Annotated in this window: 22 protein-coding genes; 8 read left to right on the forward strand and 14 right to left on the reverse strand. The window is 67.5% G+C overall.

Annotated elements, in window-relative coordinates; all coding sequences use genetic code 11:
* Window positions 1-49: 49 nt before the first annotated feature.
* The 6 genes from P8192_RS14080 to P8192_RS14105 all read right to left on the reverse strand — a co-directional run bounded on the left by P8192_RS14080 (window position 50) and on the right by P8192_RS14105 (window position 5,243).
* Window positions 50-832, reverse strand: a complete 783-nt coding sequence (locus P8192_RS14080; RefSeq protein ID WP_278157625.1) for an ABC transporter ATP-binding protein — start codon at window positions 830-832, stop codon at window positions 50-52.
* Window positions 829-1,854: a FecCD family ABC transporter permease gene (locus P8192_RS14085; RefSeq protein WP_278157626.1), complete on the reverse strand. Its 1,026-nt coding sequence runs from the start codon at window positions 1,852-1,854 to the stop codon at window positions 829-831. Before P8192_RS14085 ends, P8192_RS14080 begins: the two co-directional genes overlap by 4 nt.
* Window positions 1,854-2,819: a FecCD family ABC transporter permease gene (locus P8192_RS14090; RefSeq protein WP_278157627.1), complete on the reverse strand. Its 966-nt coding sequence runs from the start codon at window positions 2,817-2,819 to the stop codon at window positions 1,854-1,856. Before P8192_RS14090 ends, P8192_RS14085 begins: the two co-directional genes overlap by 1 nt.
* 64 nt (window positions 2,820-2,883) lie before the next feature.
* On the reverse strand, window positions 2,884-3,912 hold the full coding sequence (locus P8192_RS14095) for an iron-siderophore ABC transporter substrate-binding protein (RefSeq protein WP_278157628.1): 1,029 nt from the start codon (window positions 3,910-3,912) through the stop codon (window positions 2,884-2,886).
* 51 nt (window positions 3,913-3,963) lie between these two features.
* Complete coding sequence (locus P8192_RS14100) at window positions 3,964-4,671, reverse strand: Pr6Pr family membrane protein (protein ID WP_278157629.1); 708 nt, start codon at window positions 4,669-4,671, stop codon at window positions 3,964-3,966.
* Window positions 4,668-5,243, reverse strand: a complete 576-nt coding sequence (locus tag P8192_RS14105; protein ID WP_278157630.1) for a YbhB/YbcL family Raf kinase inhibitor-like protein — start codon at window positions 5,241-5,243, stop codon at window positions 4,668-4,670. Before P8192_RS14105 ends, P8192_RS14100 begins: the two co-directional genes overlap by 4 nt.
* A 191-nt stretch (window positions 5,244-5,434) precedes the next feature.
* Here P8192_RS14105 and P8192_RS14110 point away from each other — a divergent pair, with 191 nt between their 5' ends.
* The 3 genes from P8192_RS14110 to P8192_RS14120 all read left to right on the forward strand — a co-directional run bounded on the left by P8192_RS14110 (window position 5,435) and on the right by P8192_RS14120 (window position 8,557).
* A complete protein-coding gene (locus P8192_RS14110; protein WP_278157631.1) occupies window positions 5,435-5,971 on the forward strand; it encodes an NADPH-dependent FMN reductase in 537 nt (178 codons plus the stop codon).
* 93 nt (window positions 5,972-6,064) lie between these two features.
* Window positions 6,065-7,867 carry an FAD-binding protein gene (locus tag P8192_RS14115; protein WP_278157632.1) on the forward strand — a complete coding sequence of 601 codons (1,803 nt, stop codon included), beginning with the start codon at window positions 6,065-6,067 and terminating at the stop codon, window positions 7,865-7,867.
* A gap of 135 nt (window positions 7,868-8,002) precedes the next feature.
* The gene (locus P8192_RS14120) at window positions 8,003-8,557 is read left to right on the forward strand and encodes a YceI family protein (RefSeq protein WP_431521122.1); all 555 of its coding nucleotides are present in this window, start codon (window positions 8,003-8,005) and stop codon (window positions 8,555-8,557) included.
* 21 nt (window positions 8,558-8,578) lie between these two features.
* On the opposite strand, the gene P8192_RS14125 is transcribed toward P8192_RS14120, so the two are convergent.
* The 5 genes from P8192_RS14125 to P8192_RS14145 are packed head-to-tail and all read right to left on the reverse strand — an operon-like array spanning window position 8,579 to window position 10,797.
* A complete protein-coding gene (locus P8192_RS14125; RefSeq protein WP_278157634.1) occupies window positions 8,579-9,175 on the reverse strand; it encodes a hypothetical protein in 597 nt (198 codons plus the stop codon).
* Entirely contained in the window at window positions 9,172-9,732 is a 561-nt protein-coding gene (locus P8192_RS14130; protein WP_278157635.1) for a DUF6286 domain-containing protein, read from the reverse strand. Before P8192_RS14130 ends, P8192_RS14125 begins: the two co-directional genes overlap by 4 nt.
* Entirely contained in the window at window positions 9,729-10,142 is a 414-nt protein-coding gene (locus tag P8192_RS14135) for an Asp23/Gls24 family envelope stress response protein (protein WP_278157636.1), read from the reverse strand. Before P8192_RS14135 ends, P8192_RS14130 begins: the two co-directional genes overlap by 4 nt.
* Before the next feature lie 5 nt (window positions 10,143-10,147).
* Entirely contained in the window at window positions 10,148-10,330 is a 183-nt protein-coding gene (locus P8192_RS14140) for a hypothetical protein (protein ID WP_278157638.1), read from the reverse strand.
* A 5-nt stretch (window positions 10,331-10,335) separates the two neighbouring features.
* Window positions 10,336-10,797 (reverse strand): Asp23/Gls24 family envelope stress response protein, encoded by a 462-nt coding sequence (locus P8192_RS14145; protein ID WP_278157639.1) that lies wholly within the window; start codon window positions 10,795-10,797, stop codon window positions 10,336-10,338.
* Between the two features lie 224 nt (window positions 10,798-11,021).
* On the opposite strand from P8192_RS14145, the gene P8192_RS14150 reads away from it, so the two are divergent.
* The 5 genes from P8192_RS14150 to P8192_RS14170 all read left to right on the forward strand — a co-directional run bounded on the left by P8192_RS14150 (window position 11,022) and on the right by P8192_RS14170 (window position 15,026).
* Window positions 11,022-11,591, forward strand: coding sequence for an RNA polymerase sigma factor (locus P8192_RS14150; RefSeq protein ID WP_278157640.1), 570 nt, complete (start codon window positions 11,022-11,024; stop codon window positions 11,589-11,591).
* On the forward strand, window positions 11,588-12,142 hold the full coding sequence (locus tag P8192_RS14155) for a hypothetical protein (protein WP_278157641.1): 555 nt from the start codon (window positions 11,588-11,590) through the stop codon (window positions 12,140-12,142). The genes P8192_RS14150 and P8192_RS14155 overlap by 4 nt, the downstream gene beginning before the upstream one ends.
* Window positions 12,132-12,611: a hypothetical protein gene (locus P8192_RS14160; protein WP_278157642.1), complete on the forward strand. Its 480-nt coding sequence runs from the start codon at window positions 12,132-12,134 to the stop codon at window positions 12,609-12,611. The genes P8192_RS14155 and P8192_RS14160 overlap by 11 nt, the downstream gene beginning before the upstream one ends.
* Window positions 12,612-12,798: 187 nt before the next feature.
* On the forward strand, window positions 12,799-13,446 hold the full coding sequence (locus tag P8192_RS14165) for a GTP pyrophosphokinase (RefSeq protein WP_278159848.1): 648 nt from the start codon (window positions 12,799-12,801) through the stop codon (window positions 13,444-13,446).
* 158 nt (window positions 13,447-13,604) lie between these two features.
* Complete coding sequence (locus P8192_RS14170; RefSeq protein ID WP_278157643.1) at window positions 13,605-15,026, forward strand: dihydrolipoyl dehydrogenase family protein; 1,422 nt, start codon at window positions 13,605-13,607, stop codon at window positions 15,024-15,026.
* Between the two features lie 33 nt (window positions 15,027-15,059).
* Here P8192_RS14170 and P8192_RS14175 read toward each other — a convergent pair whose 3' ends face one another.
* The 3 genes from P8192_RS14175 to speB are packed head-to-tail and all read right to left on the reverse strand — an operon-like array spanning window position 15,060 to window position 19,146.
* Window positions 15,060-16,454, reverse strand: a complete 1,395-nt coding sequence (locus tag P8192_RS14175; protein WP_278157644.1) for a YjiH family protein — start codon at window positions 16,452-16,454, stop codon at window positions 15,060-15,062.
* On the reverse strand, window positions 16,451-18,187 hold the full coding sequence (locus P8192_RS14180; protein ID WP_278157645.1) for a flavin monoamine oxidase family protein: 1,737 nt from the start codon (window positions 18,185-18,187) through the stop codon (window positions 16,451-16,453). Before P8192_RS14180 ends, P8192_RS14175 begins: the two co-directional genes overlap by 4 nt.
* The gene (gene speB / locus P8192_RS14185; RefSeq protein WP_278157646.1) at window positions 18,184-19,146 is read right to left on the reverse strand and encodes an agmatinase; all 963 of its coding nucleotides are present in this window, start codon (window positions 19,144-19,146) and stop codon (window positions 18,184-18,186) included. The genes P8192_RS14180 and speB overlap by 4 nt, the downstream gene beginning before the upstream one ends.
* Window positions 19,147-19,249: the final 103 nt, after the last annotated feature.

The raw sequence follows: 19,249 nt of genomic DNA on the forward strand, positions 1-19,249 counted from the left end.
CCCGGTTCAAAGCCGAGCGCAACGGGTAACCCACCGGAACCGGCACAGCTCACCGCGCCAGGGGCACCACCATGGGAGTGCCGGACTGCGGGTCGGCGACCATCTCACAGGCCAGCCCGAACACCTCGGCCACCAGATCCGAGGTCATGACCTCCGACGGCGCGCCCGATGCAACCACCTGCCCGTGGTTCATCACCACCACCTCGTCGGCATAGCGGGCCGCCTGATTCAGGTCATGCAGCACGGCCACCACGGTGCGACCATCGGCCACCATGTCCTGGCACAGGTGCAGCACCTCGATCTGATGGGCCACATCAAGAAACGACGTTGGCTCATCGAGCAACACCAAAGAGGTGTCCTGGGCCAACACCATCGCAATCCACACCCTTTGCCGCTGCCCACCGGACAGCCCCAGCACCGGTTCATCGCGCAACTCCGCCACACCGGTCGCGTCCAGGGCAGACTCCACCGCGTCGTCGTCGCCCGGGGCCCACTGCCGCAACGGCCCGTGGTACGGGTGCCGGCCACGCGCCACTAACGAGCGCACCGTCACGCCGTCAGGTGTCACCGGGTGCTGAGGTAACAGCGCCACTCGACGCGCGATCTCCTTGGTCCGCCACTGCTGCAGCGGTTTCTCCTCCAGCACCACGTGCCCGGACTCGGGCTTCAGGGTGCGCGCCAAGGTTTTCACCAGGGTCGACTTCCCGCAACCATTCGGTCCGATCACCGCGGTAAAACGGCCCGGCGGCACCGCGAAATCCAAGTCCTGCAGCACGGGAGCGCCGCCGTAGCCCACCGTGATGGACTCGGCGCGCAAGGTGGATTGCGTCATATGCTGGTCTTCCTCCATTCGGTCACGAGCAAGTAGCCGAGGTAGGCCCCGCCCACCCCGGCGGTGATGATGCCCACGGGCAGCCCGTCAAACACCTGCTGCGCCAGCAGATCCGCCGCGAGCATGATGACTGCACCGGTGAGCCCGGCCAGTACGAGGTTCGGACCCGGGGCACGCGAGAGTCGACGGGCGATGTGCGGAGCAGTCAGCGCCACGAAGGCAATGGGGCCGGAGACGGCGACAGCTGATGCCGCGAGCAGCGTCGACAGGACAATGGCCGCGGTGCGAGTGCCCACGGCCGAGCCCCCCAACCCTTCGGCGACGTCGTCTCCGAGATCCATCAGTTGCAGCCGCGTGGACCACCATCCGACCACGGGCAGCAGGACGAGCAACGCCACCCCGATGATCGCGGCGTGCCCCAGCGACCGCGAGTTCAGGCTGCCCGCAATGTAGGCGGCCAGCTGGGATCCGTGGTCACGCAACACCACCGCCACCACGTACTGCGTGACGGCAGTGGCCATCGCCGCCACCGCAATGCCGGTGATGATCACCCGCGCCGGGGAGGCAAACCCCAGACCGGTGGACACGTAGACCAACCCGATGGCGGCGCCGGCACCCAGCACCGCGCCCACGGGGGTGGAGAGCCCGGGTGCCATCAGCGTCGCCACTGCCACCCCGGCTCCGGCACCGGCGGCCAGGCCGAGCACGTCTGGGGAACCCAGTGGATTACGGGTCACGGTTTGGAACAGCCCGCCGGAGACACCCAGCGCGACACCGACCCCGATCGCCACCAGCAGCCGCGGCCCGCGCAACCGCTCCAGCACGAACCGGGTGGACGCACTCATCTCCCCCTGCACGGCAGCCACCACATCAACCGGGCCGAGTCCGAGGTCCCCCAGGGTTAGGGTCACCGCAGCCAACAGCACCACCGCCGCCACCAGCATCAACGCCAGTCGGCGGGACCGACGTCGCACCGGAAGCAGCACCGGGCCCAGACGGTACCAGGTGACAGAGTGGGCCATCACACACCCGCCCGTCCGCGGCGGACCGCCAGCAGCAGGAACGGCGCCCCCACGAACGCAGTCACCACGCCGACCATCAGTTCTTGGGGCCGGGCGATCACCCGCGCGACGACGTCGGAAGCCAGCAGCAGCGCGGCCCCGCCGAGCGCGTTCAGGGGGATCTGCCAGCGCACGTCGGCCGGGGCCACCGCCCTCATCATGTGGGGAACCGCCAGCCCCACAAACGCCACCGGCCCGACGGCCGCCGTCGCACCCGCGGCCAACAGCGTCGCGGCCAGAATCCCGCCAGCGCGCACCCAGGGCACGTGCACCCCCAGCGAGGTGGCCACGTCGTCACCGAGCGCCAACGAATTCAGGCCGGAACTCAGTGCGAGCGCGAGCAAAAACCCGAGTAGCAGCGCCGGCGCCACCGCCGTCACGGTGTCAAAACGAGCCCCGGCCAGCGAGCCCACCACCCAGTGACGGTAAGAGTCGAACGCATCCGGGCGCGTGAGGATCATGGCCTGAATGTAGGCGTACAGCACCGCGGAAATCACCGCCCCGGCCAGCACGAGCGGAATCACGGAGTCGGTTTTCGACGGCCGCCCCAACAGGTACACCGCCAGCACCGCGATCACCGCGCCGGGCAACGCAATCCATACCGCCCCGCGCACGCTGGACGCCCCAAAGAACGCGACGGCGGTCACCACCGCAGCGGAGGATCCGGCGGTCACCCCGAGCAACCCGGGCTCGCCCAGCGGGTTGCGCGTGATCGCCTGGATGATGACCCCGGACACCGCGAGCGCCGCGCCCACCAGCGCGCCCATCACGGTACGCGGCACCCGAGCGGCCACCACCTCGCGCACGTAGGCCAGCGAATCGTCCGGGGTACCGGTCACCACCGCCCAGGTATCCGCAGCGCTGATCACCCGCGAACCGAACAGGATGGAACACACGACGGCGACGCCCAACACGAGCGCCGTCACGGTCAGGGTAGCCGCGCCCCGACCAGCCGCACCCCGACCAGCTGCACCCCGGTGCGTCGTCGAGCTACTCCGCGTCGACGTTCTCAATGGCCTCCTCGATCATGGGCTGGTACCGCTCGATCACCCACGGCACGGTCAGCGGGTTGATGATGGACGACGCCGTCACGAACGATTGGTCCTCGGCAGCCACCACGGCGCCGTTGTCGATGGCGGGGATAGAACCGTAGAGCTCCTGCGATTCGATTTCTTGGCGGTTCGCCGCGTCCGAGTAGAAGGTGAAGATCAGGTCGGAATCGTTGAGCATGTCCGCATTTTCTAGCCCGATCATGGCGGAGTCGGTGCCGGGCACGTCGTACTCGGCGAGATCTTGGGCGCTCAGATCGGGGGTCAGGCCGAGTCCGGAGAGCATGGCCACGCGCTGCTCGCCGGGGTAGAACACACCCAGGGTGCCCGGGCCGTCGTTGTAAATGTAGGAGAACGTATAACGAGACCAGTCCTCACGGGCGGCCTCGTCGAACTGGTTCTCTATGTCCTGAATCAGCGTCTCCGCCTGGTCCGCTTCACCCAGCGCCTTGGCCACCACGTTAATCTGTTCCTCCCAGGTGATCACCCAGGGCTGCTCCTCGTAGGCCACGGTGGGCGCAATGTCGTTGAGCACGTCGAACTGTTCCTGGGTGACGCCGGACCAGGGTGCCAGAATCACGTCGGGTTCCAGGGCGACGATCGCTTCCACATCGAGTTCGGTGGAACCGGTGAACTGTTCGGGCAGTTCGTCTCCGGACTCCTCGACGGCGTCGTGAATCCAGGGCAGGTACCCGGTCTCATCCGCGCCCCACGGGTACTCTTCGATGCCCACCGGGGTCACCCCGAGCGCAATGGCGGTCTCGGCTGAACCCTGGCCCAGGGTTACCACGCGCTCTGGCTTGTCGGTGATCTCTGCGGTGCCCAGGGCGTGCTCGATCGTCACCGGGGTGAAGTCGTCTCCCTCAGCACCGGTCTCGGCGCCGCCGTCGTCGGAGGAGCAGGAGGTCAGCGCGAACAGCAGGGCAAGCGAGCCTGCCGCCAACGTTCCACGCGTGCGTGAAGAGATCATGGGGAGGCCCTTTCCGTAGCCATCACAAAGTTGTGCGGCTATGAGTTTAGGTTAGCCTCTCTTAAATTTCAAACGGTTTGAAGCGAGAACTCGGTCGACGGCAAACATCACCCCGACGACGACGAGATACACCACCAGGATCACCCCGACCGTGGGGCCCACCACGCCCCAGCCCCGCCCCGGCACATCCAGGATGTCGTAGGGGTACCAGTCCAGCAGCGGGCCGCGGAAAAGTGTGGCTCCCAGCCACGTCAGCGGCAGGATTGTCGAGGCCAGTATTCGTCGCCCGGTGGTCTCCCCGCGCGGGCCGAACACCAGCCACACCGCGGGCGCCAGCACCGGCAAGACCACATGCGCCAGCGTGTCGTTCCACCACTCGACGCCGACCAGGGGCGAGTCGTCGCGCAACAGCACGTTAAAGACCAGCCCGGTAATCGCGATGCAGCCGATGGAGGCGATGCGCACGACGGCGAACACCGCGCCCCACCGGCCCACCACGCGGCCCGCCGGGCGTACCGCAGCAGCCACCGACGCGATCAGCACCAGCAGGCACGAGGTCACCGTAAAGTACGCGGGCTGATTCGCCATGTGCTCCCACCCGGCGTCGAACCCGCCGGCGTAGCCCACATGGTCGGGTAACTGGCTGTGTTTCCAGCTGCCGATATTCATCGACGTCGACACCGCGGCCAGTGCCACCAATGCGACGACGCCGTGGGCGATCCGCGCCGTCCGGGCCGCCCGGTTGAACTGAACGATCACTCGGTGATCTCGCCGGTCACCACCAGGGTCGCCCGGCCGATCTCGTGGCCGAAGCGGTTGAACCCGAAGAACGCGTTCGAGGCATCCGCGGGAATGTCCAGCTCCGGTACATCCAGGGCGTGCACGGTGATGAAGTAGCGGTGCTCCCCGTGTCCGGCCGGCGGGGCGGCACCGATGAAGCCGGTTCCTCCGCCGTCGTGCTTCAGTTGGAACGCACCCGCTGGCAGCCCGGAACCATCCGCCACCCCGGCGTTTTCTGCCAGCTCGGTCACCTCAGCAGGAATGTTGCCCACCGACCAGTGCCAGAACCCTGATCCGGTGGGAGCGTCCGGGTCGTACACCGTCACCGCGTAGGACCGCGTGCCCTCGGGCGCACCCGACCAGCTCAGCTGCGGGGACACGTCTTCGCCCCCGGGCACCCCGAAGGCCCCGGAATACTGCGCCGCGGGCCACGCCCCGCCATCGGTCACCGTGGTGGAGGTGACGCTGAATTCGGGCACCGTTTCCAGTCGGGAGTAGGGGTCGTTGCCGCGGGAGTGGAATTCGGAGGTGCCAGCGGGTGTGTCGGTCATGATGACTCCTATCTTCGGTATCCTTCGGCCAGAACAGCCAGAGTTTCCTTCAGCCTAAGCCGCCCACCGTGGGCTCGTCACGCGCAGACATACAGCTGGCTTCGCCCCCTGCCCGTCACCACCGGGACCGGTACGGTATGAACAGCAACGGTTAACCCAGCCCGCACAGCACCTCTTTCGAAAGGACCACCGTGAAACTCGGCGTCGTCATTCTTTCCGTCCGCTCCCCGCGCAAGGCCGATTCGGTGAGCGCCTGGGTGCTTGATCGCCTGAACACCCGCGCGCTGGACGACGTCGAGTGGACCACCCTGGACCTGGCCGACTACGACCTCCCCGCCCTGCGCCGCTACGGTCAGTCCGGGGAGGCCGACGCCCCGGCGGATCTGGTGCGGTGGCGCGACGACGTCGATCGTTGCGACGGGTTCCTGTTCATCACCCCCGAGTACAACCGTGCCATGCCCGGATACGCGAAGAACGCCTACGATCTGCTCGATGCACCCTGGATGAACAAACCGGTCGCGTTCGTCTCGTACGGGGGCGTGGGCGGGGCGCGCGCGGTGGATGCCTGGCGGGTCAGCATTCAGCCGTACAACCAGCCCAGCATCGGGCACCAGGTGCTGCTCTACAACCGCTTCGATTTTGAGGGGGATACCCTGAACCCCACCGACCGGCACACCCAGACCCTGGATAAGGTGGTGGACGAGCTGGTGCGGGTCGCCGCGCGCTGAATCACTCCCGATCAACGGGACCTGTGTGGTCCACAGCACCCGCTTGTCGCGACGATGGACCAAAATCCCCCGTTACGAAGGGCAGAAATCGTCATGTCTTCCTCGCACGCCGACGCGCCACGCACCGCCACCCACCGGTCCGATGCCGATACATCCGCCCACGCCGATCGTGAGGTGGACCTGCTGGTGCTGGGCACCGGTGCGGCCGGACTGTCCGCCGCGCTGACCGGCGTCGCCGAAGGCATGACGGTGCTCGCCCTGGAGAAGACCGACTGGATCGGCGGCACCACCGCCTATTCTGCGGGCACCGCCTGGGTTCCGAACAACCCGTATCAGCGGGCCGAGGGCAATACCGACGACGCCGAACGCGTGCAGCGCTATCTCGACACCCTGGTGGGCGAGAAGTCCCCGCGAGAAATGCGCACCGCCTACGTGGAGAACGCCCCCCGCATGCTCGACGCGATGGCGGACCTGGGCGTGCGCTTCCTGCACTCCCCCGCCGTCGTCGATTACCACTCCGAGCTGCCCGAAACCGGTGCCACGGGCCGCGCCTTGGAGCCCGAACCCTTCGACGGGCGCCTATTAGGCCACCGTTTCGCCCATGTTCGCCCGCCGGTGCACGAGTTCGCGCTGATGGGTGGTGAGCTGATGGTCCGCCGTCCCGAGGTCAACACGCTGCTCGGGCTGTTCTCCGGCCAGGCCAAAAAGACCGCTCAAGCCGCCACCACCGCCCTCGGCCTCGGCGTGCGCTGGGCTGCCGACCGGGTGCGCCAGCATCCCCGCGGCACCCGCCTGGTGATGGGCAACGCCCTGGTGGCTCGCCTGTACTACCAGCTGGTGGAGCGCGGCGGCGAGGTGTGGCGTCATGCCCGCACCATCGAACTGCTCCGCGAGACCAGCACAGAAACCGGCGCAGAGACCGGAGCCGTGACCGGCGCCGTCGTCGAGTATCAGGGTCGCCAGCTCACCGTGCGCGCACGCCGTGGTGTGGTGCTGGCCGCCGGCGGGTTCGCACAGTCCCCGCACCTGCGCGCCAAAAACCTGCCCTCACCCACCCCGCAGTTCTCCCGCGCCGCGGAGGGCGTCACCGGCGATACCCATGCCCTGGCCACCCAGATCGGCGCGGCCCTCGGCCCGGACAACGGCGAAAACGCCCTGTGGTTCCCCTCCTCCGTGGGCACCCGAGCCGATGGCTCCATCGCCGTCTTCCCGCACATTTGGGACCGCGGCAAACCCGGCGTCATCGCGGTGAACTCCGCCGGTGAGCGTTTTGTGGACGAGTCGACGTCGTACCACCGTTTCGTGCGCGCTATGTACGCGGCGCATGAGACTACCCCGAGCATCCCGGCCTGGCTGGTGGTGGATTCCCGCACCCTGGCCCGCTACGGGCTGGGCATGATCACCATGCCGCACCTGCCCAAGCTGGCACTGCGACGCCACATCGACTCCGGTTACCTGCACACCGGGCAGACCCTGCGCGAGCTGGCCGAGAACATCGGGGTGGACGCCCAGGGGCTGATCAACACGGTGAGCCGCTACAACGGTTTTGCCGCCACCGGGGTGGACGAGGACTTCCATAAGGGCGACCTGCTCTTCGGGCAGGTGGCCGGCGATCCGAACCACGGTCCTAACCCGAATATCGGCCCGGTGGCAGAGGCGCCCTTCTACGCCATCGCCGTCGTGCCGACCCCGCTGGCCACGTCCCGCGGCATTGCCACCAACCCGATCGCTCAGGCGCTTGACGCCGACGGCTCCCCGATTCCAGGCCTGTACGCGGTCGGCAACGATGCGCAGTCGCCCTTCGGTTCGGAGTACCCGGGCGCCGGTGCTCAGGTAGGTGGCGGCATGACCTTCGGTTGGGTGGCCGCCCGCCACGCGGCCGGGACACGGGACTGACCTTCCGGAAGACCGGCGGGGCCGTGACCCGGATCTCGTCGGTCTCTGCAGGGCACGGTCCGAACATGGCACAATGTTCAAGCGATGGTTGCTCCATTAGTCGCGCCGTCCATGACTCCCGAGAGGAACAGTACCGTGACCCTTCATCCTGATTTCGCCGGCACCTGGGACATCGACCCCGCGCACAGCCGCATTGGGTTCCAGAGCCGGCACGCCATGGTGGCCAAGGTCCGCGGGGCCTTCAACTCCGTCACCGGCTCGGTTCGCTTCGACGGTGACGCGCCCTCCGACGCCGCCATCGAGGTGCGAGTCGACATGGCCAGTGTGGATACCCGCAACGCCGACCGCGACCAGCACCTGCGCGGCGCGGACTTTTTCGACGTCGAGACCTACCCGGAGATGGTGTTCGTTTCCACCGCCGTGGATGAGGTGGAGGAGAACAGCTTCATCGTCACCGGTGATCTGACCATCCGCGATGTCACTCGCCACATCTCGATCCCGCTGGAGATGCTGGGCCTGGAAACCGATCCGTTCGGGCAACAGCGTGCCGGGTTCGAAGGCAGCCGCCGCATCGACCGCAAGGAATTCGGCGTCTCCTGGAACACCCCGCTGGATTCCGGCGGCGTGCTGGTCAGCGACAAGGTGACCCTGGAGTTCGAACTCAGCCTGGTCAAGCGCCGCGAGGGCTGACCGTTCCTCGCGAGGGGGTCCTTACTGCACCCGCACCTCGTGGCGGCGCCCGGACTGACGGGTCACGTCCACGAGGATTCCCGCCGCGCTGAGCGGTACTCCCAGGGCCTGCACGGTCTGCGGGAGGACCTCGTCATGCACACGACGCACGACGGCGGCCACATCTCCGCGTTCCTGCACGGTGACCTGCACCGCCAGCTCGGCGTCGCGGCGTGCCCCGCGCAGCACCGCCCGGGCGGCGACGACGTCGTCGAGCGTTTCCGCGGTGGCGGCCACCGCATCCGTGAGCACGGCCGCATCCATCACGGTGGTTCCGGTGCGCGCATCGGCGTGGAAACGCAGCGTGGCGGCCCGGCGGCTGCGCGGAATCTGGGCGATCACCCAGGCCAGGCCGGCCACCGCGAGCATCACCCCCACCGCCACCATCACGGCGGGCAGCCACGCCAGAGTCTCCACGGTCGTCGCACCCGCCCACGGTCTCGCCTCCGGGGCCAGCAGGGGGTCCACACCAGCGAACACTCCCGCGGCGATCAGCCCCCAGGTCACACCGATGGCCAGCAGCAGCGTGCCCAGCATTCCGAGCAGCACCCGGTTCAGCACTCCGGCACGGGTTTTCATGAGGCCTCCTTCACCTGAGCGGTCACGCGCACCCGCGGCACCCGGGTCAGACCGGTGCCGGCCAGGCGCTGTTCCACGTGCTCCCGCACCTCGGCCACCAGTGTCTCGGTCTCGCGTAGCGGCGTCGTCACCGTCACCACCACCGATCGCGGCCCAGCGGAGGTGCGCACACCCGCCACCCCATCGACCTGTGCGGCCACCGCCGACACCAGCGTGGCCATCCCCTGGGTGAGCAGCAGTGCCTCCACGGGCGTGCGGGTGGCTTCGGTCGGCTCGGGCGCGTCCAGGGGTGCGGCATTCTGTGCGCCCGGGATCACCGCGCACAGCACCAGCACCAGCCCCACCAGCGCAGCCACCACCGCGACACTCCAGCCGGCAACACCGTTCCACGACAGGTCGCTCACCCCGGTCAGCAACTCCGCCACCGCCGGCGGCCAGTCCCCGGTGAACAGCGCGGTCAGCCCCGCCCACAGGGTGGCCCCGGCGATCGCCACCACGACGACGGCAACCACCAGGGACACAGCGGTCCGCGGGGGACGGCGTCGCAAATGTTTCATCGCAGCACCCGCTCATCCGCTCGGCGCACCCGCGGATGCAGGTAGCGCACCCGCACATCCACCTGGCGCACGCGCACCCCGGTCAGCTCGGTCACCCGCTGCGCCAAGCGATCGCGCAGCCGCTGAGTGGTGTCTTGAATCGACGCCGGGAACGGCAGCCCGACTTCGACCTCCAGCGCGGCCGAGGTGCCGGAGAGGTTCACGTGCACCCGTGGCCGGGCCTGCGAATCCCCTTGAGCGCCCAGACCCAGAAAACCACCGGAGCGACCCTCAACGTCCGCCATTTCGGAAGCGCACTGGGAGGCGATCTTCTGCACCACCTTCTCGGTCAGGACCAAGCCACCGCGCTGCGCGGCAGCCGTGCCCGCACCCGCAGGCGCCCCCGGACTTTCGGTCGTCGTCGCACCCATCCCGGTCACCGCCGGTCGGTGGCGCGACCCACCAGGGCACCCAGGTCCAGGCGTCCGTCGAGCACCAAACCCACCACCAGTCCGACGGCGGCGAAGAAGGACACCACCAGGAAGGCCATGAATCCGCCAAAATAGGCCACGATCCCCAGCACCAGGCCGACGATCAACCCCAGGCTCGTCCGGCTCATTCCACTCACAGCAGCACCTTCGTCTCGGACGTTTCCACGTCGTCGTCCTCCGGCAGGTGCACATCGGAGACGTGAATATTCACCTCGATCACATCCAGACCGGTGGCGGACTCGACGCTCGCAATCACGTCCGTGCGGATCTGCTCGGCCACCGCCACCACCGAGGAGCCATACTCCACAATGATGGTCAGATCGATGGCGGCCTGGACGTCGCCCTTCTCCACGGAGACCCCGCCGGCCACGTTCACCTGCGAGCCGGGAATCCGGTTCGACACCGCGTCAAACATGCGACGGGCGGCTGTGCCCATCGCGTGGACCCCGGGCACATTGCGTGCCGCCAGGCCCGCCAGCTTAGCGACGACGCTGTCGTTAATGGTGGTGCGGCCTAACGGGGTCTGCAGCGGCGAGGCGATCTCGTCGCCCACCGTCGTCATTGACGGTTCGACCCTGGTCTCGGTTGCGTCCATGGACGTATCCTTCTCTCTGACTCATGCGCCCTGGTGGGCACGTTCTTCGTCCTGCTCAGCAGCATGCCCGGGGAGCGCTCACAGTACCAGTTCTGCACGGCGGAGGATTTTTCGCCCACGCCCTGTTGATACTTAGAAGTAGTCTATTCTCAGCTGGCATGGTAGGTAGACATACACATTGAACGACACTGAAACTATCATTCGAAACCTCGAAGGGAGGTCGCATGGACGCCGAACCGGATCCGCATCTGGTGACTCTGGTGCTGCGTGCCCAGGACGGCGACGTCGCCTCCTTCGAAGAACTAGTCCTGCGCTATCAGACTCCCCTGTTCCGCATGGCCTACCGCACGCTTAATTCGCGGGTCGACGCCGAAGACGCCGTCCAGGACACCTTCACCTCCGCCTGGACCAAGCTGGACCAGTTGCGCCAGCCCGAGGCGTTCTCCTCCTGGCTGTACCGGCAGTGCGTGAACCGCTGCAGGGACCTGTTGCGCCGACGTGGCTCCCAATCCGCCGCCCTGCTCAGCTCCGATTTACTGGATGAAACCACCGCCACCAGCGCCGCCGACACCGACCCGGTGCGTCAGGCGGAACAGTCGTCGTCCATGGATGAGCTGGGCCGACTGCTGGAATCATTGCCCGAAGAACAGCGCATGGTTTGGGTGTTACGCGAACTGCAACACTTTTCTTATCAGCAGATTGCTGATGCACTAGAAATCACAGAACCCACGGCACGCGGACGCTTAGCCAGAGCGCGCAAATCTCTGGCCGAGGGAATGGAGGGGTGGCGATGAGCACCGATGACATTCTCGAGTGCGGCCGCTCCATCGACGACGTGTGGGACAATCTGGACCGTCCACCCACGGAACACGAGCAGTCCTGCACGTACTGCATCGAGGCGCGACGACGATTCACACGCCTGCGTGACCTCACCGAACAAGCCCGCGAGGCCGACGAGAAGCACGAGATCAGCCCCGAGTTGGCTCAGCGCGTCGTCGATTTCGCCCGCTCCCACGTCCGCCGCGGCAAACCGGTGCCGGTGTATCGCACCCCGACCACCGATCTCAGCTTCAGCGAGTACGTGTTCCTCTCCACCATCCGCCGCGTGGTGGACAGCTATACCGGGGTGCTCGCGCGCCGCTCACGCATTCACGTGGACGAGAACCCCGACGGCGGACGCACCCGGATGAGCATCCGCGTCAGCCTCGTCGTCGACCCCCGCATCTGGCGCAGCGGCTACGACGAGCAGCTGCGCTCCGCTCTCATCCACACCTTCGCCTCCGAGCTGGGCGTGGAGCTGACTTCCGTCGACCTCGTGCTGGAGGACCTGCACTATGATGCCTGATTGCACTCCCGAACCGCTGGATTCCGGTACCGGTTCCGGCTCTCGACCCACCAACACCGAGCACGCCCTGCGGGAGCTGCTGGCCCACACCATCGATGGCGTCGCCGGGGTGTTGCGCCGCGAACCCACGGTCACTGATGTGCTGTCCACCCTCACCGACGGGTTGAGCCGGGCCGCGAGCCGGTTGCGCCCGAGCCGTCGGGCACCGCTCACCGACACCGAGGCTTACGGCTGGACCCAGCGCGACGCCGACCCCAGCCGCACCGACGGTGTGCGGGTCACCCTCGACGACGGACGCGTGTCGGTGCAGGTGGAGGTCTCCGCCCAGCGGGACCACCAGACGCTGACGGTCGCCGCCGATGTGCACGACGCCGTCGTCACCCGCCTCCAGGAGCGCCAGCACGTGGTGGGGTACGTCAAGGTCACCGTCGTGGAGGTCCGCGACGCACAGGTCAGCCCCCGGACTTAGCGGACACATCCCAGGAACCGTGGAGCCGAGCCGCCTAGACTTCCTGAAGAACGACCGACACCGAATCGGAGCAGCCGTGAGCCTGACCCCCTTCCCCTCTTCTGACGCCGCACCGCGACCCTTCCAGCGGCTGTCCCGATCTGCCACCTCGGAGGAGACCTTCACCGTGCAGTCCGGGTCGGGGTCGATGACCTTCACCGGTCAAGAGCTGGAGGCGCTGCGCCGTTCGCTGCAGGGCATGCTGCTGGAGTACAAGTTCGCCACCCGGGAGGTCGAGACGAAGCTGGCGGTGCTGCGAGACGAGTTCAAGCAGCTCCACGATTACAACCCGATCGAGCACATTTCCACCCGCGTGAAGACCGTTGATTCGCTCCTGAACAAGGCCGAGCGCAAGGGAGTCGGACTGGATCTGCCGCGGATTCGCCGGGAGATCACCGACATTGCCGGGGCGCGAGTGACCTGCAGCTTCGTCACCGACGTCTACCGGACCTTCGACCTGCTCGCGGCCCAGGATGACATCACCCTGCTCGAGGTGAAGGACTACATCGCCCACCCGAAACCCAACGGGTACAAGTCGCTGCACGCCATCATCACCCTGCCGATCTACCTGTCGTCCGGCCGGCGAGATGTGACTCTGGAGATCCAGCTGCGCACCATCGCCATGGACTTCTGGGCGTCCCTGGAGCACAAGATCCACTACAAGTACGACGGCGACGTCCCCTCCGGCATGCTCGCCGAGCTCAAAGACGCCGCCGACACCGCCGCCGAACTGGACCAGCGCATGGAGCGCCTGCACCGCGAACTCCACGGCGGCCCCGGCATCCTCACCGCTTAACAACGCCCGAGCACGCTGAAACGTATCGTGCAGAATTTCACCACGTTCGACGGTAGACGCGGACCGGCTCCAGCGACCATGATGGACCGGGAGGGGAACGCGCCACACAACGAGAGGGCCGAGATCGTGCTCGGCCCGAGGAAGGACGCGGTCCAACCATGCCGGTATCCCCCGATTCCCCCACTCAATCCCAGGACGAGTCTGTCGCCGACGTCATCGTGCTCGGTGGCGGGCCCGCAGGCGAGGTGCTCGCCGAACGCGTCGTGCGCGCCGGGCTGAGTGCCGCCATCGTCGAGCATGAACTGCTGGGCGGTGAGTGCTCCTACTATGCCTGCATCCCGTCGAAGGCGCTGCTGCGGCCGCTGCAGGTGGCGTCCACGACGGCGCATCTGCCGGGGGTGGAACCGACCGCGCCGATTCCGGATGCCCTGCTGCGTCGTCGCAGCGACTGGGTGGCCCACTACGACGACGCCGGACAGGCGCGCTGGGCAGACAAGGCCGGGGTGAAGGTGTTGCGCGGGCACGCCCGGTTGGTCGGCGAGCGCCAGATCGAGATCCACCAGCGTTCCGGGGCGCATCACACGGTGACCGCCGGGCGCGCCGTCGTGATCGCCACGGGCTCCACGCCCCGGATTCCCGCGGTGTTTGAGGGCGTTCCGGTGTGGGATCACCGCGACGCTACCGGGGCGCAGGAGGTGCCGGCACGGCTGATGATCGTCGGCGGCGGGCCCGTGGCCTGCGAGGCCGCGACCTGGATGTCAGCGCTGGGCGCACAGGTGACCCTGCTGGTGCGCGGGGCGGATGTGCTGGGCGACGCCGAGCCGTTCGTGGCGGATCTCGTGACCGCCGGCCTGGAAGCTGCCGGCGTCACCATCCACACCTTCACCGAGGTCACCTCGGTGCGCCGTCCCGCCGGAATCGACCCGGGACTGGGGCGCGTCAAGGGCGGGGCGGTGACCGTACGCACCTCGGAATCCGAGCTCATGGAGGCCGAGGAGCTACTGCTCGCCACCGGTCGCCGGCCCGATCTGGACCGGCTGAATCTGGAGTCGGTGGACGTCGACGCCGCCGCGCTGGCCCGCGGGGATCACTCCGGGCTGCCCGACTGGCTGCACGTGATCGGCGACGCCGCCGGTGGCCCCGCACTGACGCACCTGGGTAAGTACCAGGCCCGGCAGCTTGCCGCCCGGCTGAGCGGCGCGAAGACCACCTCCGACGCAACACCGGTCCCGCAGGTGGTGTTCACCGAACCGCAGGTTGCTTCGGTCGGACTCACCGAAGCCCAGGCCCGCGCCGCCGGACACTCGACCGTCACCGCCGAGGTGGACTTCACCGACGTCCCCGGTGCGGCCCTGCTGCGGGATGATCTCACCGGCCGCGCGAAGCTCGTCGTCGACGCCGACACCGGGCTGGTGCTGGGTGCGACCTTCGTGGGTCCCGCCGCCGGGGAGCTGCTGCACGCCGCCACCGTGGCGATCGTGGGTAAAGTCCCGGTCGGCACCCTGCGCCACGCCGTCGTCGCGTTCCCCACCGCCTCCGAGGTGTGGCTGCACCTGTTGGAGAAGTTAGAGCGGGTCTAGCACGGGACTGACACGCCCGCCTGCACCGTCTGATCAGTAGAACAGGTGGGCCATCACCACGATGATCGGCAGGGTGATCACGGTGCGCAGCAAGAAGATCGCCACCAGGTGGTGGAAGCGCACCGGAATCCGCGAGGCCAGCAACATGCCTCCCACCTCCGACATGAAGATCAGCTGGGTGATCGACAGGGCACCGACGATGAACCGGGTCATCTCGGCGTCAATGGAGGCAGCGAACGCCGCAGGCAGCAACATGTCGGCGAACCCGATTAGCAGGGTGGCCGAGGCAGCCTCCGCCTCGGGCACCTGCATCAGCTCCAGCACCGGGATGAACGGGGCGCCCAGCCAGGTGAACAGCGGGGTGTGCTCGGCCAGCATCACGGACACCGTGCCGATCGCCAAGATACTGGGCACCACCACGACCCACATCTCCAACACATTGGAGAACCCGTGGCGGATCACCGTACCCAGGCGCACCTCCGCACCCCGGTCCAGGCCGTTGCTCCACGCCCGACGCAGCATCCCGCGCCGCGGCGGAGCCTCGTCCTCCGGCTGCGGCGTCACGCCCTCGGCGTACTCGTCGGGAATTCGGGAGAGCGGCGGAATCCGCACCATCACGACCCCGGCAATCAACCCGGCCACCACGATGGTGAGGTAGAACGGCAGGAACATGTGTTGCAACCCCAGGTACCCCAGGATCACCACCGTGAAGGTGACGGAGACGATATTGAACGTGGTGCCCAGCACCGCGGCCTCGCGCTTGGTGTAGTACCCCTGCACGTACTGCTGATTCGCCATCAGCACGCCAATCGAGCCGTCGCCGAGCCAGGAGCTCAGCCCCACCACGGAGGACCGTCCGGGCAGGCGGAACAGCGGGCGCATCAACCGGGTCATCAGCGCGCCCACGAAGTCCAGCAGTCCGAAGCTCAGCAGCAGCGGCAGTAATAGCCCGGCCAGGAAGAAGACCGAGACCAGGACGGTGGCGAGATCCAGGATCACCGCACCAGTGTTTTCGCCCCACACCTGCTCCGGACCCACCTGCAGAATGATCAGCAGCGCGAACACCAGCCCGGCCACGCGCACCGCCAGCCACATCCAGCCGACGTCGAAGAGGGTACGGCCCAGATGGTTGTCCAAGAATCCCGGACGCACGGTCCACCACAGCAACGTGCCCACCACGGACACCGCCACCAGGGTGACAATGATCCACGGGACGACGACGCCGAGCCCGGTGGTCAGGGTGTCCGAGAGGAACGCGATGGGGATAGTCACGGAGCCGGCACCGTCGGGCACCGGGACCATGAAGATCAGCACCCCGATCAGCGACGGGAGCAGGAACCACCAGGCGCTGGACGCCCGAGACCGGCTCGGCGGTGTGTCCACCTCGGGGTACGTGTGTGCCGACGTCGACGATGTACTCTCCTTCATCGGATGCCCCCTGTCGCGGTACCGGATCCGTGGCTGGTGCCGTCCAGTCGCACCGGTGCTAGCTCATCCCACTGGTCCCCGGGGCCCGGGTTCTCGGGGGCGCTGCTGCCGCCCAGGTGCCGGACCACGCCCCACACTGCGTTCAATGCGGTGGTCACCGCGCCCTCAGCCCAGCCGGCGGTGAAGGAAATATCGTCGCCGGCCAGGAAGATTCCGCGCTGGTGCGTCTCCAGTTCGTCCTGCATGAAGTGGCCGAACAGCCGCTGTTGGTACCGGTAGTGACCGGGCAGATTGTTCTTGAAGGCACCCATGAAGTTCGGGTCGGCCTCCCAGGACACCGTGATCGGTTCGCCCACGATATGCGAGCCGATGTCCAGCCCCGGGTAGATCTTGTGCAGCGAGTGCAGCATCAACCGGGTGCGCTCGGTGGCGTCCAGGGCCAGCCACTTCAGGGCGTCGTCGTTCCAGGTGTAGGACAACAGCATCGCCGCTGGCTGGTCGGGCCCTTCGTCCAACAGATAGGTGGCACGCGGAAGCCGGTCGGTCAGCGTCATCGACATCACCGGGCGCCCCGTCTCCGGATCGATATCCCGCCAGAACGGCCGGTCCACCATCACGAAGGTCTTGGAGGAGAGCATGTAGTGACTCTTCTCGATCGCCGTCCACATTCCCGCTGGGAACAAGGATTCATCCGTGTAGATCCGGCTCGAGAGCAGCCACGACTGGCAGGTCACGACGGCGGAGGCGAACTCGCGGGTGCGCCCCCATTTTTCGGTGATCCGGATCCCGCCACCAGGCAGCTTTGAGTTCTCCCCGCGGTGGATCCCGGTGACCGCGCCCCGCGGGGTGCCGCCGTGCAGGGAGGCCAGCGAGGTGCCGGCCGGCCAGTGCACCATCTGCGTGGGCACGTGCTCCCACAGTTCCAACGGGAGCCGCTGCGCCCCGCCCACGATGCCGCGGTGCTGGTCGTCGGCGTCGGTAAACACCACGCGCAGCACCTCCAGAATCGAGTTGGTGAAGTCGGTGTCCCAGCCGCCCGACCCGAAGCCGACCTGGCCGAAAGTCTCCAGGTGCTCGAAGCTGAGCTCACCGAACGCCCGCGACGACGCCAGGAACCCGTAGAACGATTCGTCATCGAATTTCACCACGAGCTCGTTCCACAGCCGTTTCAGCGTGGCGGTGTCGCGGGCACGAATCGCGGTCTGCACGGCGTCGAGTTCGGCGTCTTCCACCAGGGCCCGCTTCCAGGCCTCGGCCACCTCGCGGTAAAAGTCCGGCAGATCTTCGGCTTCCTCGGCGTAGACGGTCTCGTTCTTCAGCTCCACCACCGTGGAAGGGGTGACGTCGGCCAGCGGGTTCGGGAACTCGCGGGTTTCCAACCCCAGCTGGTCCACATAGTGGTAGAAGGCCCGGCCTGAGGTGGGGAAACGCATCCCGCCTAGGTCGACGACGACGTCGGAGTTGCCCTCGAACGACTGTGACTTGAGGCGTCCTCCGATCGCCCCGGCCTCGTAGACCACCGGCTTGAGCCCCATTTTCATCAGTTCGTAAGCGGTGACCACCCCGGCCAGTCCGGCGCCCACCACGGCCACCTCGGTGCCGTAGGCCGATGCGGGCACGGAGCCCAGACCTGCGGGGTGGGAGAGGTAATGGTCGTAGCTGAACGGGAAGTCCGGGCCGAGCATGGTCAGCGGTCCGGTCTCGGGTGTCGGCCCGGTCTGTGGTGCGCTCATCGCTGTCCTCCGCTCATGGCTGAAACGAGTTCGTACACCAGGTGGCTGGCGGCGATCCCGGTGAGCTGGGCGTGATCATACGCCGGGGCCACCTCGACGACGTCAGCGCCCACAATATTCAGGTCGGACAGCTCCCGGATCACCCGCATCATTTCCCGGCTGGTCATCCCACCGGCCTCGGGGGTTCCGGTGCCCGGGGCGTGGGCCGGGTCCATCACGTCGACGTCGATGGAGATGTACACGGGGGCATCCCCCAATCGGGCGCGCAGCCGGTCAATAGCAGCGGCGATACCGTGCTCCTCGATGTCCACGCTGCCGGTGATCTGGAAGCCGAGTGCGGCGTCCTCGTCGAGGTCCCGCTTGCCATACAGGGGGCCACGCGTGCCCAGGTGGGCGCTGGCGGTCAGGTCGATAAACCCCTCCTCGGAAGCGCGGCGGAACGGGGTGCCGTGGGTGACCGGGGCGCCAAAGTAGGTGTCCCAGGTGTCCAGGTGCGCATCGGCGTGCAGCACCGCCACCGGGCCGTGCTTCTCGGCCATGACCTTCAGCAACGGGTAAGCGATCGTGTGGTCGCCGCCAATGCATACCAGACGGTCAGCGCGTTCCAGCAGGGCGCGGGCACCGTCGGCCACCTGGGCCACCGCCTCGTCCAGGTTGAACGGGTTGGCCACGATGTCTCCGGCGTCGGCGACTTGAGCGACGGCGAACGGGGAGATGTCCTGTGCCGGATTGTAGGGGCGCAGCAGCCGGGAGGATTCGCGCACGTGGTTGGGGCCGAAGCGCGCGCCGGGGCGGTAGCTCACCCCGGAATCGAAGGGCACCCCGGCCACCGCAATGTCGGCGTGGCCGACCTCGTCCAAGGTGGGCAGCAGGGCGAAGGTGGCGGGCCCGGCATAGCGCGGGGTCTGCGCTGAATCCCGGGGGCCGATCGGGGCAGTGGTATCCGAGTGCGGGGTCATGCAACTCTCCTCAGAAGGTGATCTACAGCACGGTCTTGTGGGTAACCTACGCGCAGAATCCGCGGGCGGCAATCACCGGAACCGCCTCGGAAACCCTCCGAAA

Source organism: Citricoccus muralis, from assembly GCF_029637705.1.
Taxonomy (GTDB): domain Bacteria; phylum Actinomycetota; class Actinomycetes; order Actinomycetales; family Micrococcaceae; genus CmP2.

Coding starts and splice junctions, on each gene's coding strand:
- P8192_RS14175 (WP_278157644.1), bottom strand. CDS start 16,454: ATGAAGGAGAGTACATCGTCGACGTCGGCACACACGTACCCCGAGGTG.
- P8192_RS14095 (WP_278157628.1), bottom strand. CDS start 3,912: ATGATCTCTTCACGCACGCGTGGAACGTTGGCGGCAGGCTCGCTTGCC.
- P8192_RS14115 (WP_278157632.1), top strand. CDS start 6,065: ATGTCTTCCTCGCACGCCGACGCGCCACGCACCGCCACCCACCGGTCC.
- P8192_RS14080 (WP_278157625.1), bottom strand. CDS start 832: ATGACGCAATCCACCTTGCGCGCCGAGTCCATCACGGTGGGCTACGGC.
- P8192_RS14150 (WP_278157640.1), top strand. CDS start 11,022: ATGGACGCCGAACCGGATCCGCATCTGGTGACTCTGGTGCTGCGTGCC.
- P8192_RS14130 (WP_278157635.1), bottom strand. CDS start 9,732: ATGAAACATTTGCGACGCCGTCCCCCGCGGACCGCTGTGTCCCTGGTG.
- P8192_RS14140 (WP_278157638.1), bottom strand. CDS start 10,330: ATGAGCCGGACGAGCCTGGGGTTGATCGTCGGCCTGGTGCTGGGGATC.
- speB (WP_278157646.1), bottom strand. CDS start 19,146: ATGACCCCGCACTCGGATACCACTGCCCCGATCGGCCCCCGGGATTCA.
- P8192_RS14135 (WP_278157636.1), bottom strand. CDS start 10,142: ATGGGTGCGACGACGACCGAAAGTCCGGGGGCGCCTGCGGGTGCGGGC.
- P8192_RS14105 (WP_278157630.1), bottom strand. CDS start 5,243: ATGACCGACACACCCGCTGGCACCTCCGAATTCCACTCCCGCGGCAAC.
- P8192_RS14155 (WP_278157641.1), top strand. CDS start 11,588: ATGAGCACCGATGACATTCTCGAGTGCGGCCGCTCCATCGACGACGTG.
- P8192_RS14085 (WP_278157626.1), bottom strand. CDS start 1,854: ATGGCCCACTCTGTCACCTGGTACCGTCTGGGCCCGGTGCTGCTTCCG.
- P8192_RS14145 (WP_278157639.1), bottom strand. CDS start 10,797: ATGGACGCAACCGAGACCAGGGTCGAACCGTCAATGACGACGGTGGGC.
- P8192_RS14125 (WP_278157634.1), bottom strand. CDS start 9,175: ATGAAAACCCGTGCCGGAGTGCTGAACCGGGTGCTGCTCGGAATGCTG.
- P8192_RS14160 (WP_278157642.1), top strand. CDS start 12,132: ATGATGCCTGATTGCACTCCCGAACCGCTGGATTCCGGTACCGGTTCC.
- P8192_RS14180 (WP_278157645.1), bottom strand. CDS start 18,187: ATGAGCGCACCACAGACCGGGCCGACACCCGAGACCGGACCGCTGACC.
- P8192_RS14165 (WP_278159848.1), top strand. CDS start 12,799: ATGACCTTCACCGGTCAAGAGCTGGAGGCGCTGCGCCGTTCGCTGCAG.
- P8192_RS14170 (WP_278157643.1), top strand. CDS start 13,605: ATGCCGGTATCCCCCGATTCCCCCACTCAATCCCAGGACGAGTCTGTC.